This window comes from Cronobacter sp. JZ38, from assembly GCF_008932145.1.
Classification (GTDB): domain Bacteria; phylum Pseudomonadota; class Gammaproteobacteria; order Enterobacterales; family Enterobacteriaceae; genus Cronobacter; species Cronobacter muytjensii.
The window spans coordinates 2390801-2405625 of sequence record NZ_CP017662.1 but is presented as its reverse complement, the minus strand read 5'-3'; the positions used below and the strand labels follow the sequence as shown (position 1 = coordinate 2405625).

Annotated in this window: 14 protein-coding genes and 1 pseudogene; 7 read left to right on the top strand and 8 right to left on the bottom strand. The window is 59.5% G+C overall.

Translation table 11 applies throughout. The annotated features are described in order from the left end of the window. Positions 1 to 185: 185 nt before the first annotated feature. The 5 genes from BJP61_RS11425 to sad form a co-directional block, all read right to left on the bottom strand. Positions 186 to 1631 (bottom strand): GGDEF domain-containing protein, encoded by a 1446-nt coding sequence (locus tag BJP61_RS11425; protein ID WP_075193133.1) that lies wholly within the window; start codon positions 1629 to 1631, stop codon positions 186 to 188. A 118-nt stretch (positions 1632 to 1749) separates the two neighbouring features. After that, positions 1750 to 2097 carry a DUF4186 domain-containing protein gene (locus BJP61_RS11420; RefSeq protein ID WP_171998361.1) on the bottom strand — a complete coding sequence of 116 codons (348 nt, stop codon included), beginning with the start codon at positions 2095 to 2097 and terminating at the stop codon, positions 1750 to 1752. 9 nt (positions 2098 to 2106) lie between these two features. Next, positions 2107 to 3033, bottom strand: coding sequence for a glutaminase B (gene glsB / locus BJP61_RS11415; RefSeq protein ID WP_038862930.1), 927 nt, complete (start codon positions 3031 to 3033; stop codon positions 2107 to 2109). Positions 3034 to 3080: 47 nt separating this feature from the next. After that, positions 3081 to 4670 (bottom strand): methyl-accepting chemotaxis protein, encoded by a 1590-nt coding sequence (locus BJP61_RS11410; protein WP_171998360.1) that lies wholly within the window; start codon positions 4668 to 4670, stop codon positions 3081 to 3083. Positions 4671 to 4887: 217 nt separating this feature from the next. After that, the gene (gene sad / locus BJP61_RS11405; protein WP_171998359.1) at positions 4888 to 6276 is read right to left on the bottom strand and encodes a succinate-semialdehyde dehydrogenase; all 1389 of its coding nucleotides are present in this window, start codon (positions 6274 to 6276) and stop codon (positions 4888 to 4890) included. A 138-nt stretch (positions 6277 to 6414) separates the two neighbouring features. Between sad and BJP61_RS11400 the strand changes: the two genes are divergently transcribed. Then, positions 6415 to 7290: a LysR family transcriptional regulator gene (locus BJP61_RS11400; protein ID WP_038862927.1), complete on the top strand. Its 876-nt coding sequence runs from the start codon at positions 6415 to 6417 to the stop codon at positions 7288 to 7290. Here BJP61_RS11400 and BJP61_RS11395 read toward each other — a convergent pair. Continuing rightward, a complete protein-coding gene (locus tag BJP61_RS11395) occupies positions 7247 to 7723 on the bottom strand; it encodes a GNAT family N-acetyltransferase (protein ID WP_161579648.1) in 477 nt (158 codons plus the stop codon). The two genes, BJP61_RS11400 and BJP61_RS11395, sit on opposite strands and share 44 nt — an antisense overlap. Positions 7724 to 7891: 168 nt before the next feature. Between BJP61_RS11395 and BJP61_RS11390 the strand changes: the two are divergent. After that, positions 7892 to 8835 (top strand): annotated as a pseudogene (locus BJP61_RS11390) (L-lactate dehydrogenase). Between the two features lie 33 nt (positions 8836 to 8868). On the opposite strand, the gene BJP61_RS11385 reads toward BJP61_RS11390, so the two are convergent. Next, the gene (locus tag BJP61_RS11385; RefSeq protein ID WP_171998358.1) at positions 8869 to 9666 is read right to left on the bottom strand and encodes a PhzF family phenazine biosynthesis protein; all 798 of its coding nucleotides are present in this window, start codon (positions 9664 to 9666) and stop codon (positions 8869 to 8871) included. Positions 9667 to 9875: 209 nt separating this feature from the next. Between BJP61_RS11385 and BJP61_RS11380 the strand changes: the two genes are divergently transcribed. The 4 genes from BJP61_RS11380 (at position 9876) to marB (ending at position 12422) form a co-directional block, all read left to right on the top strand. After that, on the top strand, positions 9876 to 11075 hold the full coding sequence (locus BJP61_RS11380) for a sugar transporter (protein ID WP_171998357.1): 1200 nt from the start codon (positions 9876 to 9878) through the stop codon (positions 11073 to 11075). Between the two features lie 247 nt (positions 11076 to 11322). After that, positions 11323 to 11757 carry a multiple antibiotic resistance transcriptional regulator MarR gene (marR, locus tag BJP61_RS11375; protein ID WP_038862977.1) on the top strand — a complete coding sequence of 145 codons (435 nt, stop codon included), beginning with the start codon at positions 11323 to 11325 and terminating at the stop codon, positions 11755 to 11757. Positions 11758 to 11775: 18 nt separating this feature from the next. Further along, entirely contained in the window at positions 11776 to 12150 is a 375-nt protein-coding gene (marA, locus tag BJP61_RS11370) for an MDR efflux pump AcrAB transcriptional activator MarA (RefSeq protein WP_004384918.1), read from the top strand. A gap of 68 nt (positions 12151 to 12218) precedes the next feature. Next, a complete protein-coding gene (gene marB, locus BJP61_RS11365) occupies positions 12219 to 12422 on the top strand; it encodes a multiple antibiotic resistance regulatory protein MarB (protein WP_038862920.1) in 204 nt (67 codons plus the stop codon). Positions 12423 to 12459: 37 nt separating this feature from the next. Here the strand turns inward: marB and eamA are convergent, their stop codons facing one another. Further along, positions 12460 to 13356 (bottom strand): O-acetylserine/cysteine exporter, encoded by an 897-nt coding sequence (gene eamA / locus BJP61_RS11360; protein WP_171998356.1) that lies wholly within the window; start codon positions 13354 to 13356, stop codon positions 12460 to 12462. Between the two features lie 208 nt (positions 13357 to 13564). On the opposite strand from eamA, the gene ydeE reads away from it, so the two are divergent. Continuing rightward, positions 13565 to 14758, top strand: a complete 1194-nt coding sequence (gene ydeE, locus BJP61_RS11355; RefSeq protein WP_171998355.1) for an efflux MFS transporter YdeE — start codon at positions 13565 to 13567, stop codon at positions 14756 to 14758. Positions 14759 to 14825 lie beyond the last annotated feature (67 nt).

Sequence of the window (14825 nt, the reverse complement as noted above, 5' to 3'; positions counted from 1 at the left end):
GTTTAGCTGCTCAGATGCGCTCTTCATACCAGTATCCGGTGACGAAACCCAGCCATCTTAGTAACCCAGGATCGTACCGGCAAGTACTTTAAAGCGCTTCGAGAAACAATCGGTCACATTCTGAAAAGAAACCGCCGTTCAGTGACTTATTACCGTGACGTTGTCACGATAGCGTTACGATAACGTTATGATAAAGGCTGCGCCAGATGTAACGTCGACTGATGTTCCTCCTGAACCGACGTCCGGTTGCGGCCCTGACGTTTAGACTGATACAGCAGGCCGTCAGCCTGGCGCATCAGCCGGTTAAAGGTCTCGCTGACGCTGTCGCGCGGCGCGGCGTCATAACCCAGTCCGATACTGACGCTGATATGCAGCGTCTGATCCCCAAAGATAACCGCCTCCCCGGCGACCTGCTGACGAATGGTTTCGGCCAGCACGCAGGCGCGCTCAAGCGTCATACCGGGGCAGACCACCACAAACTCTTCGCCGCCCATACGCGCCACGCGCCCTTCTTCGCCTGCGAGCTTACGCAGTTTCTTACCGAAAGCCGCCAGTACCGCGTCGCCGCATTCGTGACCGTGGTTGTCGTTAATACTCTTGAAGTGGTCAAGGTCCATCAGCATCACGCACAGCGGCTGCCCGGCAAGCGACGGGTTGGTATCGTCGCGCGCGAGCGTTTCATACAGGCCTGAGCGTGACCAGACGCCGGTCAGATGGTCGTAATTGGCGCGGCGGGAGATCTGCGCCAGCAGATCGTTAATCGCGCTGACGCTGACTGCGACAATCGCCGGGCAGATAGCGATCGTCGCCACGCCGAGGCGCGCCGAGAACATCTGGCTGCCGAGGGAGAGCTTCGCGGAGCTGATTTCGATGATACCGTTACTGACGAGGATAATTTGCAGTACGCCGGTACAGAGCGTTAAGAAACAGGTGACGTTCAGCGGATAACGCACCGCGCACCAGATAAGCGCCGCCACCGGAAACGCCAGACAGCCCGCCCCGCCAATGACCACCGAGGCGGCCAGCGACGCCGCCAGCGCCAGTAGCGGCCACAATTGCTCCGGCTGCACGCGCGCAGGCCACGACGGACGCGTCAGCGTTAAGATCCACGGCATCAGCAAAACGCCCGTGGAGAACTGCTCGCTGAACCAGTCGCACAGCAGCGGCAGAAAGCCCTGATCGTTTACCCCGAGACTGCCGGTTGCGCCGAAAAAGGCGCACAGCAGCGCGGCAACCAGACAGTAGTTAAAGAGCCGTAGCGCGTTAATCGGGCGCGAAAGCGCGTGCCCACGGCGTTTATCGCGCACCAGCAACTGCGCCACCGTGACGATAAACACCATATTGGAGAAGTTAATCAGCAGCGACGCGGAGCCCCAGCTTGTCGTCATCGCATCATAGGCGAGCATCGCCACATAACAGATGGCGTAATACCCCGGCCGGTTAAGCCAGGGATATCGCGCAAAGACCGCCGCCATCACCGCATTGAGCGGCCAGAACAGCGACAACGGCTCAACCAGACGCATCATCGCGCCCAGAAAGTAAAACAGCGTGGTCAGGAGAAAGAGAAGGGATGCGTTTAGCCACATCCTGTTTTCACGAAAACCAGTCAACGTCGCCTGGTTAAAAAACATAATCTATCGCTTACGGCTGGGCGCGGCTGAGAAACGGCGCCGGGGATAACGGAATAGCAGTAAGCTTAACACGTTTTCATAACAATTTAATTTGAGTTTCGGAAAACCGCAGCGCGGTTCAGGGGTTCATCTCCTGCACCAGCCAGCGGTGGATAACCGCGACGATATACGCCTGCTGCGCGTCGCTCAGCGCCACGCCCGCCGGGATGTTATGCCACTTTGCGAGGCAGCCGCGACAGCAGGTGGCGGTGGCGTGCTGGGCGATAAATACCGGGTGGCCGCGCATCGGCGTCTGCCTGCCGTCGTTCGCGGGCTCGGCGGTTGCGAGCCGTTTTGCGATAAAGTCCGCCGCGTGCTGGTCAATCACCTCCGGGCCCTTATCCCAGCAATACTGCCGCTCTTTCGCGCCGAGATGAAAACGGCGGCGAAAGGCGGAACGGTTCAGGCGCGCGAACAGCGCATCCATATCCTCTCCTCAGAAAATAGACCGGCCAATTTCGCGGGCGAGAATTTCCAGCGCCGCGATACCCGCCAGCGAGTTACCGGCGTTATCCAGCGCCGGACTCCAGACCGCGATAGACATCTCGTGCGGCACCACCGCGATGATCCCGCCGCCCACGCCCGATTTCCCCGGCATCCCGACGCGCCAGGCGAATTCGCCCGAGCTCTCATACATGCCGCTGGTCGCCATCAGGGCGTTCACCTGGCGCGCCTGCACCGGGCTTATCACCGGCGTGTCGAGGTGCGGCGCTCTTCCCTGATTCGCGAGAAACAGAAAAGCGCGGGCAAGCTCCGCGCAGCTCATTTTCAGCGCGCAATAGTGGAAATAGTTTTGCAGGACGGTAATCACATCGTTATGGAAATTACCGAAGGACTTCATCAGATAAGCGATGGCGGCGTTACGGGCCGAGTGTTCGAACTCAGATCGCGCCACGCCGGTGTCATAGACAATATCCTGAGCGCCGCAGAGCCCGCGCACCACTTCCAGCATCCGCTGCTTCGGCGCGCTGAGGCGGCTTTGCAGCATATCGCAGACTACCAGCGCTCCGGCGTTAATAAACGGGTTGCGCGGTTTGCCCTGCTCCAGCTCCAGCTGCACCAGCGAGTTAAACGGCTGGCCGGACGGATCTTTCCCCACCCGCCGCCAGATCTCGCTGTCGTCATAGCGACCCATGGCGAGGATGAGGCTCAGCACTTTGGAAATGGACTGAATTGAAAAGCGCTCGTCGGCGTCGCCTGCGCTAAAGCACTCGCCGGAGACCGTACAGACGGCGATGCCGAGCCGGTCGGCGGGCACCTCCGCCAGCGCCGGTATATAGTCGGCCACTTTGCCCTGTGCGGCGAGCGGGCGCACCTGCTCAAGAATTGAAGCCAGTAAATCGTTGTTAAGCTTGTGGGTCACCAGAGACTCCCGGCGCGAATGACGTTCGGGCCGGGAGTATATCAACCTCAGGCGGGAAGACGAAAGCGCGAGACGGCATCCGTAAGGCGGCGCGACTCGTCGCGCAGGCGCAGCGACGCATGCGTGGTGTGCTGCACCAGTGAGCCGGTCTCGCCCGCCACCTGATTCAGCGCGCCGATGCGCTGCGTCACCTGATGAATGCTTTCGCCCTGGTTGACGGTCGCTACCGCGATTTCGCCAAGCAATCCCGTCAGGTGGCTGACCAGCGCCATCACCCGTTGCAGGTTCTCTTCAAGCTTCGACACCGCCTCCGAGCCTTTTTCAATGCCCTGCAAGGAGTGGTGAATAAGCGCCTGGATAGTCTGCGTCGAATGGCTGCTCTTGCGCGCCAGCAGCCCGACCTCTTTTGCCACAACAGCGAAACCGCGACCGTGATTCCCGGCGTGCGCCGCTTCTATCGCGGCGTTAAGCGCCAGAATATTCGTCTGGAAGGCGACGCTGTCAATCATCGCCACGATGCCGCGCATCTCGGCGGAGCGCGACACGATATCCTGCATCGAGTGGTTTACGGTTTGCATCATCGCGTCGCCGCCTGCCGCTACGCCGCGCGCCTCGTCGGCGCGGGCGTTGGCCACGCGGGCATATTCGCTGTTCTCTTCGACATGCACTTCGAGCGTTTCGATATGCGACGTCACCTTGCGCAGCTCTTCGGCCTGTAACGCAGACTGGCTGAACAGCTGTTCGTTGCCCGCCGCCAGCTCGCTGATATTGGCGACAATAGCGGAGGTCGCCTCCCGGACATCGCTCACCAGCTGTTGCAGGCCGCCCTGCATCTGCCCGATGCTTTCGCTAAGCTCGGCCATCTCCCGGTTGATCAACGTGCCCGCCGGCAGCGGCGCGCAGAGATCCCCTGCCGCCAGACGATTGATATGATCAATAAGCCGCCTGAGCGGGCGAATCACCCACACGGCCATGCTGCGCCACACCAGCACGGCGATGAACAGCAGCACCCCCAGCGCCACGATAAACATGCGTTGCGCCTGCTCCAGTCCGCCCAGCAGTTCCTGGCTCTCTTTGTCCGCGCGCTGCGCGTTGTCGCGCTGGTAGCGGGCAAAGTTATCGTTGAAATCCGCCTGGAAGGCCTGCACCGGCACCGCGAAAAACGCGTCGATGCTGTTAGTGGTAACCAGCCCGTCCGCCTGCTCTTTCAGCGCGCTGTAAAAGTTCTGGTAGCTTGCCTTGAGCGGATCGTCTTTTGCGGTATTGAGTTGGCCGTAACGTTCAAACGCCGTATGGGAGCGTTTCAGCGCCGACTGCGCCTCATCCATCAGGCTGTTCCAGCTTCCTACCGAGCCGGTCTCTTTATCCTGCATAAAATAGATGCCGGCGCGGTTCAGCAGGTCGCTTGCCATCAGGAGCGTGACGCGCGCGTCATCCATCGCCGCCTGCTGCTGGCGCTGCGCTTCGTGGCGCTGAACCTGCTGCTGCGTTTCGCCAAGAAGCGATGAAAGCAGTAATGTTGAGAGAATTTGCAGTGCGGAGAAAAGCGTAATAACACACAGAATGCCGGCCATCAGCCCGAAGCGGGTGCGGGGCACGACGCGCCGGAGCGCGCGGAAAATTTTAGTTAGGTTCATGTTTTTCTTCGTTAAACAGCGAAAACCTCCGCGAGTCTACAAAGCAAAAATGACAGAACCATGTCACTTAAATGACAAAGAGCCGCGACAGCGGCTCTTTTGATGCTGGCATGACGCCACGATTCAGTATCCAGGGCGGGTAAGCAAAGCGCACCCGCCAGTCAGACCACACCCCTGTGCGCGCCCGGCGGGATAACGCTATTATTCACCGCATCGTTTAACGACGGTTTTTCCAGACGGTCTGAATATTGCAGAACTCATGCAGGCCGAAATGGGAAAGCTCGCGGCCAAATCCGCTCTTTTTCACGCCGCCGAACGCCACGCGGGCGTCGCTCGCGCAGTAGCCGTTAATAAAGACGCCGCCGCACTCCAGACGCGCCGCGAAATCGTTCGCGCGCGCTTCATCGGCCGTCCAGACGGTGGCGCAGAGGCCGAACTCGCTCTCGTTCGCGAGCTCCAGCGCCTGTTCGGCGTCACGCGCCACGCTGATGGCCGCCACCGGGCCAAACAGCTCCTGGCGAAACGCGGTCATGTCGCGCGTCACGTTGCCAAGCACTGTCGGCGCATAGTAGTTGGCCGCGCCGGCAATCTTCTCGCCGCCAAGCAGCAGCGTCGCGCCTTCACTTAAGGTCGCGGTCACCTGCGCATGCAGTTCGTCGCGCAGATCGAAACGCGCCATCGGCCCAAGGAAGGTCTCTTCATCGGTCGGCGCGCCCATTGTCAGCGCTTGCGCGGCAGCCACGAATTTTTCGGTAAAGGCGTCAGCGATGCTGGCTTCAACAATAAAACGCTTCGAGGCGGCGCAGACCTGTCCGGTATTCTGGTAGCGCCCCGCCACCGCCGCTTTCACGGCCTCGTCGAGATCGGCATCCGCCAGCACAATGAAAGGATCGGAGCCGCCCAGCTCCAGCACGCATTTTTTCAGCGCCGCGCCCGCCTGCGCGCCAATGGCGGCACCCGCGCGCACGCTGCCGGTAACGGTGACCGCAGCGATACGCGAGTCGTTAATCGCCTGGCTCACGCCGTCGTTGGTGGCGTTAATCACTTCAAACACGCCGGCCGGCACGCCCGCGTCTTCAAAAATCTCGTTAATTAACAGCGCGCAGCCCATCACATTCGGCGCATGCTTGAGCAGATAGGTGTTGCCTGCAAGCAGGATGGGCACCGCGCCGCGCATCACCTGCCACAGCGGGAAGTTCCACGGCATCACGGCGAGGACGGGCCCGAGCGGACGGTATTCAATCACCGCCTGCTGGTTTTCCACCAGCGTCGGCTCTGTCGCGAGCATCGAAGGGCCGTGCTCCGCGTACCAGTCGCACAGCCCGGCGGATTTCGCCACTTCGCCGCGGGCCTGGCGGATCGGTTTGCCCATTTCGGCGGTGATCATCTGCGCCAGTTCTTCACTCCGGGCGCGCAGCGCATTACCGATATTACGCAGCGTCTGCGCGCGCTCATCCAGGCGGGTGGCGCGCCAGCGGCGAAAGCCCTCGCTTACGCGGGTTATCGCCAGTTCGACCTGTTCGGCGCTCGCCAGCGGGTACACCGCCAGCGTTTCGCCAGTGGCCGGGTTAACGGAAATCGCGTGGGTCGCAGGGGAAATGCTCATCAGTGGGCCTCTTTTCATCGTTGTTATGCGCGACGATTTTTACGCTACATCGTCAAAATGATTGCTATAGCCTGGCCTGCTCTGGTATTTCTGAAAAGTGAATAATATTGACGATTCCATTCACCCGGAGAGAATGCAATGGATTTAACCCAGCTTGAGATGTTCAACGCCGTGGCCGAAACCGGCAGCATTACTGCCGCCGCCCAGCGCGTGCACCGGGTGCCGTCGAATCTGACCACCCGTATCCGCCAGCTCGAAGACGATTTGGGCGTGGATCTGTTTATCCGCGAGAATCAGCGACTGAAGCTCGCCCCGGCAGGCCACAGTTTTCTCGCCTACAGCAAACGCATCCTGGCGCTGGTGCAGGAGGCGCGTGAAGTCGTCTCCGGCGACGAGCCGCAGGGCATTTTCTCGCTCGGTTCGCTGGAAAGTACGGCGGCGGTACGTATCCCTGCCGTGCTCGCCGCGTTTAACCAGCGCTACCCGAAAATCCAGTTCGATCTGGCGACCGGCCCTTCCGGCACCATGATTGACGGCGTGCTGGCGGGCGAGCTGAGCGCCGCGTTTGTCGACGGGCCGGTACTGCATCCGAACCTGGAGGGTATGCCCGTGTATCGCGAGGAGATGATGCTGGTGGCGCACGCCGGTCATCCGCCGGTGACGCGCGCCCAGGCGATTAACGGCGCGAGCATTTACGCCTTTCGCGCCAACTGCTCCTACCGGCGGCATTTTGAAAGCTGGTTTAAAGAGGATCAGGCGATGCCGGGTAAAATTCACGAAATGGAGTCTTACCACGGCATGCTGGCGTGCGTGGTGGCCGGCGCAGGGGTCGCGATGATCCCGCGCAGCATGCTGGAGAGCATGCCGGGGAGCCATCAGGTGCAGGCCTGGCCGCTGGCCGATAAATGGCAGTTTATTGATACCTGGCTTATCTGGCGGCGCGGCGCGAAAACCCGCCAGCTGGAGGCGTTTACGGAACTGCTGCCGTCGTCGCCGACACCGACTTTTGCATAAACAGGCTCAACGGATCGGGCAGATAGGGCGCAAATGGCCCGGTGTGATGAAAGCCGCAGCGCTCGTAGAGCCTTACCGCGGCGTTCTGGTGAATGCCGGTTTCCAGTCGCAGCGTATGGCAGCCGCGCAGCCGCGCAGCCTCCTCCAGCGCCGCCATCAGTTTTTCTCCAAGCTTCTGACCGCGGTGGCGCTCATCGATATAGACCCGCTTGACTTCGCCGCAGCCGTCGCCGGTCAGCAGCACCGCGCCGCAGCCTACCGCCGCCTGCTGATGGCGTATCACCATAAAAATCAGCGCGCCGTCATCCACGCCCGCGAGATCCACCAGATGATTACTCTCAGCCGGGTACAGCGTGCTCTGGTAAGCGTCGAGGGCGGCGATCAGCGCCCGGCTCTCCGCGCTTTCGGGTGATGCGACAGTTATCTGGTACATGGGTGCGCTCCTGTATTGTTTTTATTAGCTTTACGGTGCCGCGTCGCCGCGCGCAACCCACGGGTCAGAGGATTGTCTTATGATCCCCGATAAATAAGCAAAGGGGATTTCCGGGTACGGCTCTGTGCAGGTACTCTGTCGGGAAATGGGTTAACAAGGAATGACGCCATGAACAACCAGGCACGAAAAGTGATGATTATCGGCGCAGGCAATGTCGGCACCGCCGCCGCGTGGGCCCTGCTGAACCAGAATATCGGCGAGGAGCTGATTCTGGTGGATCTCGACGCCGCGCGCGTTGAGGGACACTGTCAGGATCTGCGCGACGCCGCAGCGTATATGCCAGGAATGATAAAAATCTCCACCCGGCAGGCGAGCGACTGCGCGGATGTGGATATCGCCGTCATCACCGTCTCCGGGGGGCGCTGAAGCCCGGCCAGACGCGACTTGACGAGCTGACTAATACCGCGCGCATCGTCGGGCAGATAGTCCCGCAGATGATGGCGGGCGGCTTCAACGGCATTTTCCTCGTGGCGACCAACCCGTGCGATATCATCACCTGGCAGGTCTGGACGCTCTCGGGCCTGCCGCGCAACCAGGTGATTGGCACCGGCGTCTGGCTCGACACCACGCGCCTGCGCCGCACGCTGGCCGAGGCGCTGGATATCGGCCCGCAGAGCATCGACGCTTTTATCCTCGGCGAGCACGGCGACACACAGTTCCCGGTCTGGTCGCATTCATCGGTCTACGGCTCGCCGGTGGCGCAGGTGTATGAACGCAAAACGGGTACACCTCTCGACACCACGGCGCTCGCCGAAAAAGTACGCAAATTAGGTTTTGAGATTTACGCCCGCAAAGGCTGTACCGAATACGGCATCGCCGGGACGATTGCCGAGATCTGCCGCAATATCTTTACCGGCAGCCACCGCGCGCTGGCGGTATCGTGCATTCTCGACGGCGAATATGGCGTGGATAACGTGGCAATCGGCGTGCCGGCGGTACTCGCCCAGCGCGGCGTGCAGCAGATTATCGAGTTACAGCTGGAAGGCGAAGAGCAGGCGAAGTTTCAGCATTCCGTCGCGGTTATCAAAGAGAATATCGCCCGCCTGCCCTGAAATATGACGGCGCCCGGCCTGGGCGCCGGACGTTTAGCGCAGCAATACCTGGCCGATAAGATAGGTCACGGCCTGCCCGCTAATCAGTACCCGCTCCCCCTGCCATTCACAGCGCAAATCGCCGCCGCGCGCCGACACCTGGCGCGCCAGCATCGTGGTTTTGCCAAGCTTCGCGCCCCAGTACGGGATAAGCATACTGTGCGCGGAGCCGGTAACCGGATCTTCCGCCACGCCTTCGCCGGGGCAGAAAAAACGGCTCACGAAATCATACGGGCCGCCAGGCGTGCCCGGCGCGGTGACGCACACCATTTTGCCGAGCGGCAGCATAGCGTGAATATCCGGCCTCAGCGCCTCGACCTGCGCCTGGGTTGCGAGCTCGACGAGATAATCGCGCCCGGCGCGCACCGCGACCGGGTTGTCGATACCGAGCGAGGCCAGCAGCAGCGCGGGCGCCTCTGCCGGCTGCGTCTGCCAGGCCGGAAAATTGAGCGTCAGCCAGTCGCCGCGGCGCGTCACGATAAGCTCGCCGACAAAGCGCGTCGAGAAGCGGATCTGGCTGTGCGGATAGTCGAGATGCTCGAAAATAACGTGCGCGGCGGCAAGCGTCGCATGGCCGCACAGGTTGATTTCATTTTGTGTGGTGAACCAGCGCAGTTCAAAGCCGTCGTCGGTACACACGAAAAACGCGGTTTCCGACTGGTTATGCTGCTGCGCCATTGAAAGCAGCGTCTCGTCAGGTAGCCAGACGCTGAGCGGACAGACCGCTGCCGCATTGCCGCTGAAAATTTTGTCGGCAAACGCGTCCACCATATAAAAGTCCACTGATTGCATTATGTTCCCTGCCCTTTTCGTGTGGTGATGGTTCTCCCACCGTATCACGCGCGCCGAAAACCGTGACGCGATTTGCATACGCGCCGCTGCGCTTGTTGCAAAACCGGCGCAAAAGTGAGATTTACGTCACAAAATGGTTGTATCCCGACCAGCGATAGTTTTAAGATCGCTTGCTTCTTATTCACTTCTGACCAGCGCGAATCTTTTTTATGACGATGAATACAGTCTCTCGCAAAACCGCATGGCTGCGGGTTGTCACGCTTGCGGTCGCGGCATTTATCTTTAACACCACCGAATTTGTGCCGGTGGGCCTGCTCTCCGATATCGCCGCAAGTTTCCATATGGAATCCGCGCAGGCGGGCATCATGCTGACTATCTACGCCTGGGTGGTGGCGCTGATGTCGCTGCCGTTTATGCTGCTGACAAGCCAGGTGGAGCGCCGCAAGCTGCTGATTGCGCTGTTTGTGGTCTTCGTCGTAAGCCATATGCTGTCGTTTATGGCCTGGAGCTTTGAGGTGCTGGTCATCAGCCGCATCGGTATCGCCTTCGCCCATGCGATTTTCTGGTCGATCACCGCATCGCTGGCTATTCGCCTTGCGCCGCCGGGCAAACGCGCCCAGGCGCTGAGCCTGATTGCTACCGGCACCGCGCTGGCTTCCGTCCTTGGGCTGCCCATCGGGCGCATCGTCGGGCAATATTTTGGCTGGCGCACTACGTTCTTCGCCATCGGCATCGGGGCGCTCATTACCCTCGCCTGTCTGGTGAAACTGCTGCCGAAAATCCCGAGCGAACACTCCGGCTCTCTTTCAAGCCTGCCGGCGCTGTTCCGCCGCCCGGCGCTGCTGTGCATCTATATTCTGACCGCCGTGGTGGTGACCGCGCACTTTACTGCTTACAGCTATATTGAGCCGTTCGTGCAAAACGTCGCGGGCCTGAGCGAAAACTTCGCGACCTTCCTGTTGCTGGTGCTCGGCACCGCCGGGATCATCGGCAGCGTGATATTCGGCAAGCTCGGCAACCTGCACGCCTCGGGACTTATCAGCAGCGCGATTGGCGTACTGGTTATCTGCCTGCTGCTGTTACTGCCGGCATCGCACAGCGCGGTGAACCTGACCATTCTCAGCGCCTTCTGGGGCATCGCGATTATGCTTATCGGCCTTGGAATGCAGGTCAAAGTGCTGGCGCTGGCGCACGATGCCACCGATGTCGCGATGTCGCTCTTCTCCGGTATCTTTAATATCGGCATCGGCGCAGGCGCGCTGGTGGGCAATCAGGTCAGCCTGCAGCTTTCAATGTCCTCCATCGGCTATATGGGCGCTATTCCGGCGCTGGCCGCGTTTATCTGGGCGATTGTGATATTCCGGCGCTGGCCGGTACAGCTTCCGGATGAGCAACCGCACCACAGTTGATCCTGACGCCGCCGCTTGAGGCGGCGTTTTTTTACCTCTTTTCCGGCTACTTTTGTCCGACGTCTTGCGCCACCCCTTCATCAAAAGGCTATGGCTATCGTACTGATAGCCACCATTTAGCCTTTGATTTTTAAATGGTTTCCCGCAGTTTTAACAGATCGTGTGATTTCAAAAATCATTCAGTTGACTTATGTTTGCCTGGGCAATAATATCTCGCGTGACTAATCTACTTGCCTGGGCAAATATGTTGGAAAATAACAGCGATCTGTTTAACGAGATTATTCCTTTAGGACGGCTGATTCATTTGGTGAATCAGAAAAAGGATCGCCTGCTCAACGAGTATCTCGCCCCGCTCGATATCACTGCGGCGCAGTTTAAGGTGCTTTGCTCCATTCGCTGTCCTGGTCGTATCACGCCGGGAGAGCTGAAAAAGGTGCTCTCAGTAGATTTAGGCGCCCTGACGCGCATGCTGGACCGTCTGGTCTGCAAAGGCTGGGTGGCACGCCTGCCCAACCCGAACGATAAACGGGGCGTACTGGTTGAGCTCACGGAAGACGGCGCGGCGCTGTGTGAACAGTGCCACCAGTTGGTAGGACAAAACCTGCATCAAGAATTAACAAAAAACCTGACGGCAGACGAAGTGGCGACCCTCGAATACCTGCTTAAAAGGGTGCTGCCGTAACAGCAAAGAGGTAAAACGATGTCCAGACGCAATAATGATGCCATTACAATTCATAGCATTTTGGACTGGATCGAAGATAACCTGGAATCCCCCCTTTCCCTTGAGAAAGTGTCGGCGCGTTCGGGTTACTCGAAATGGCACCTGCAACGGATGTTTAAAAAAGAGACCGGCCATTCGCTGGGCCAGTACATCCGTAACCGGAAACTGACTGAAATCGCGCTCAAGCTTAAAGAGAGCGATGAACCGATCCTTTATCTGGCCGAGCGCTATGGGTTTGAATCCCAGCAGACGCTGACCCGCACGTTCAAGAACTATTTCTCCGTGCCGCCGCATAAGTATCGCGTAACACGGATGCCGGGCGAAGGTAAGTACCTCCACCCGCTGAATCACTAAGTGGTAAAGCACACAGACGGCACCATTGCGCCGTTACACTTCTCCTGCGGGAGATAACCGAGGACAACATGAAATCCGTAACGCGCGCCACCGTGCTGTTTCTGGCGCTGACCTCCGGCTACGCGCTGGCGGGCAGCCCGACAGCCGACGTGTGCGCCGGTGACCACAGCACGATGACGGTGCCGATTGAGCATCACGAATCGCTGGATCTCAGCCATCGCAGCGCCGGCAGCGATAAATCCGACGAGCTGGGCGTACCGTACTACAACTAACCACTCGCGCGAAAAACCGGGCACAGGCCCGGTTTTTTTATGCGCTGCGCACTGCCCGCCGCACCCGCCAGCCAAACACGTTGATATACAACCCCGCCATGACCAGCAGCGCGCCGACAATCTGCAACACCGACAGCCGCTCATCCAGCAGCAGCGCGGCGCTGGCAAGGCCGACCACCGGCACCAGCAGTGAGAGCGGCGCCACACGCCAGGTTTCATAACGCCCGAGCAGCGTCCCCCAGATGCCATAACCGAGAATGGTCGCGATAAACGCCAGGTAAACCAGCGAGAGCACCGTCACGCGGTCGATATGAAGAAGGCTCTGCGTCACCGCCTGCGCGCCGTCAAACAGCAGGCTTGCCGCGAAGAACGGCAGCACCGGGATAAGCGCGCTCCACACCACCAGCGACATCACCGCAGGCGACGTCGGCAGTTGCATGATTTTTTTGTTAAAGATATTGCCGCAGGCCCAGCTCAGCGCCGCGGCGAGCGTCAGCATAAAGCCGGTCAGCGCCACATGCTGGCCGTTGAGGCTGCCTTCGATCAGCACCAGCATGCCGATGACCGCGAGCGCGATACCGGTCAGCTGTTTCGCCTGGAGCCGTTCGCGAAACGCAAACACGCCGAGCACAATGGTAAAAAACGCCTGCGCCTGGAGCACCAGCGAGGCGAGGCCCGCGGGCATGCCAAATTTGATGGCGCTGAAGAGAAACGCGAACTGCCCAAAGCTGATGGTCAGCCCGTAGCCTAACAACAGGCGCAATGGCACCTTCGGGCGCGCCACGAACAGCAACGCGGGAAAGGCGACAAGCAAAAACCGCAGCCCTGCCAGGAGCAGCGGCGGCATGGCGTGAAGCCCGACTTTGATTACGACGAAATTCAGCCCCCAGGCCAGCACTACCAGTAGCGCCAGCAACCCGTCTTTGCGCGTCATCCCCTGCCCCTGTTATTTATTAAAATTATGTTAATACTTCACCATACCGGAATCTTCCGGTGAGAGACAGATCACTAAATTATGGGGGGAAGGTAAAGCACTTCTGAACACCCGTCAGGGTATACAGCGCCGTGTGAGCGTGTTATTGCTTAAAAAGAGGCCTGCATCAGGTTATCGCTCCCGCTCACCTCATAAAAAAGATAAGAAAATGTTATCAAAGAAAACGCGTTCTACCGTCGCGCTGCTCGGCTCGTCGTTATTACTGACTATCGGTCGCGGCGCCACGCTGCCCTTTATGGCTATCTACCTTGCAAAGCGCTTCGCAATGTCGGTGGATGAAATCGGCGTGGCGCTCACCAGCGCGATGACCGCGGGGGTCTTCTTCAGCCTGGCGTTCAGCGTGCTCGCCGACCGCTTCGATAAAAAGCGCTATATGCTGATCGCCATCGCCATCTTTGTGGCGGGCTTTGTGGCGATCCCGCTGATGCATAACGCTCTGCTGGTTATCCTCTTCTTCGCGATAATTAACTGCGCGTACTCCGTGTTTTCCACCGTCCTGAAAAGCTATTTCGCCGATACCCTGGGCGCGGCGGCGAAGGCGCGCATTTTCTCGCTCAATTACACCTTTTTAAATATCGGCTGGACGGTCGGCCCGCCCATCGGCACGCTGCTGATGGTCTATGGCCTGAATATGCCGTTCTGGCTTTCAGCCGTAACCTCCGGCATTACCTTTATGGTCATTAGCGTCTTCGTGCAGCGTGTCGCGCCCGCGCATGAGCAGGCGGATTCCCCTTCCGGCCCGCCGCCGCTCTCGCTTTTGTGGCGCGACCAGCGTCTGCTGTGGTTCACCGGCTCGGCGTTTCTCGGCTCGCTGGTGGCGGGCTCCTTCGCTATCTGCATCTCGCAATATGTCCTGACCTTTTCCGACAGCGCGCTGGCGCAGCAGATTGTCGCCGTTGTATTGCCGGTAAACGCCATACTGGTCGTCTCGCTCCAGTATCTGGTAGGGAAAAACCTGCGCGCTGACAACTTAAGCCGCCTGATGCTGTTCGGCACCGTCTGCTTTATTCTGGGCCTCGGCGGTTTTCTGATGGCGGGCACCAACCTCTGGATCTGGGGCGCGGCGGCAGCGGTCTTTACGATTGGCGAAATTATCTACGCGCCGGGCGAATATATGCTTATCGACAACATCGCGCCGCCAGGGCTCAAGGCGGGTTACTTCTCAGTCCAGTCGCTCGGCTGGCTGGGCGCGTCCTTCAACCCGATGTACAGCGGGTTTGTGTTAACGACGCTGCCGTCGTGGTCGCTTTTCGCCTCGCTGATGGTCTTCGCCGCCATGGCGTACCTGATGCTGGTTAAAGGTATGCGCGTAAAAGCCGTTGGGGTGATGCAGCCGGGCTGAGTGGAGCGCGGTCAACCTATGTAAAAATGCCCCTCTGAGGGGCATTTTCTTTTGGTGTTAAAGTCGG

Excerpts from the sequence above, each read along its gene's own strand:
- eamA (WP_171998356.1), bottom strand. The coding sequence starts at position 13,356 with ATGACGCGCAAAGACGGGTTGCTGGCGCTACTGGTAGTGCTGGCCTGG.
- marA (WP_004384918.1), top strand. The coding sequence starts at position 11,776 with ATGTCCAGACGCAATAATGATGCCATTACAATTCATAGCATTTTGGAC.
- BJP61_RS11395 (WP_161579648.1), bottom strand. The coding sequence starts at position 7,723 with ATGTACCAGATAACTGTCGCATCACCCGAAAGCGCGGAGAGCCGGGCG.
- BJP61_RS11420 (WP_171998361.1), bottom strand. The coding sequence starts at position 2,097 with ATGGATGCGCTGTTCGCGCGCCTGAACCGTTCCGCCTTTCGCCGCCGT.
- BJP61_RS11380 (WP_171998357.1), top strand. The coding sequence starts at position 9,876 with ATGACGATGAATACAGTCTCTCGCAAAACCGCATGGCTGCGGGTTGTC.
- BJP61_RS11410 (WP_171998360.1), bottom strand. The coding sequence starts at position 4,670 with ATGAACCTAACTAAAATTTTCCGCGCGCTCCGGCGCGTCGTGCCCCGC.
- BJP61_RS11385 (WP_171998358.1), bottom strand. The coding sequence starts at position 9,666 with ATGCAATCAGTGGACTTTTATATGGTGGACGCGTTTGCCGACAAAATT.
- marB (WP_038862920.1), top strand. The coding sequence starts at position 12,219 with ATGAAATCCGTAACGCGCGCCACCGTGCTGTTTCTGGCGCTGACCTCC.
- BJP61_RS11425 (WP_075193133.1), bottom strand. The coding sequence starts at position 1,631 with ATGTTTTTTAACCAGGCGACGTTGACTGGTTTTCGTGAAAACAGGATG.
- BJP61_RS11400 (WP_038862927.1), top strand. The coding sequence starts at position 6,415 with ATGGATTTAACCCAGCTTGAGATGTTCAACGCCGTGGCCGAAACCGGC.
- sad (WP_171998359.1), bottom strand. The coding sequence starts at position 6,276 with ATGAGCATTTCCCCTGCGACCCACGCGATTTCCGTTAACCCGGCCACT.
- ydeE (WP_171998355.1), top strand. The coding sequence starts at position 13,565 with ATGTTATCAAAGAAAACGCGTTCTACCGTCGCGCTGCTCGGCTCGTCG.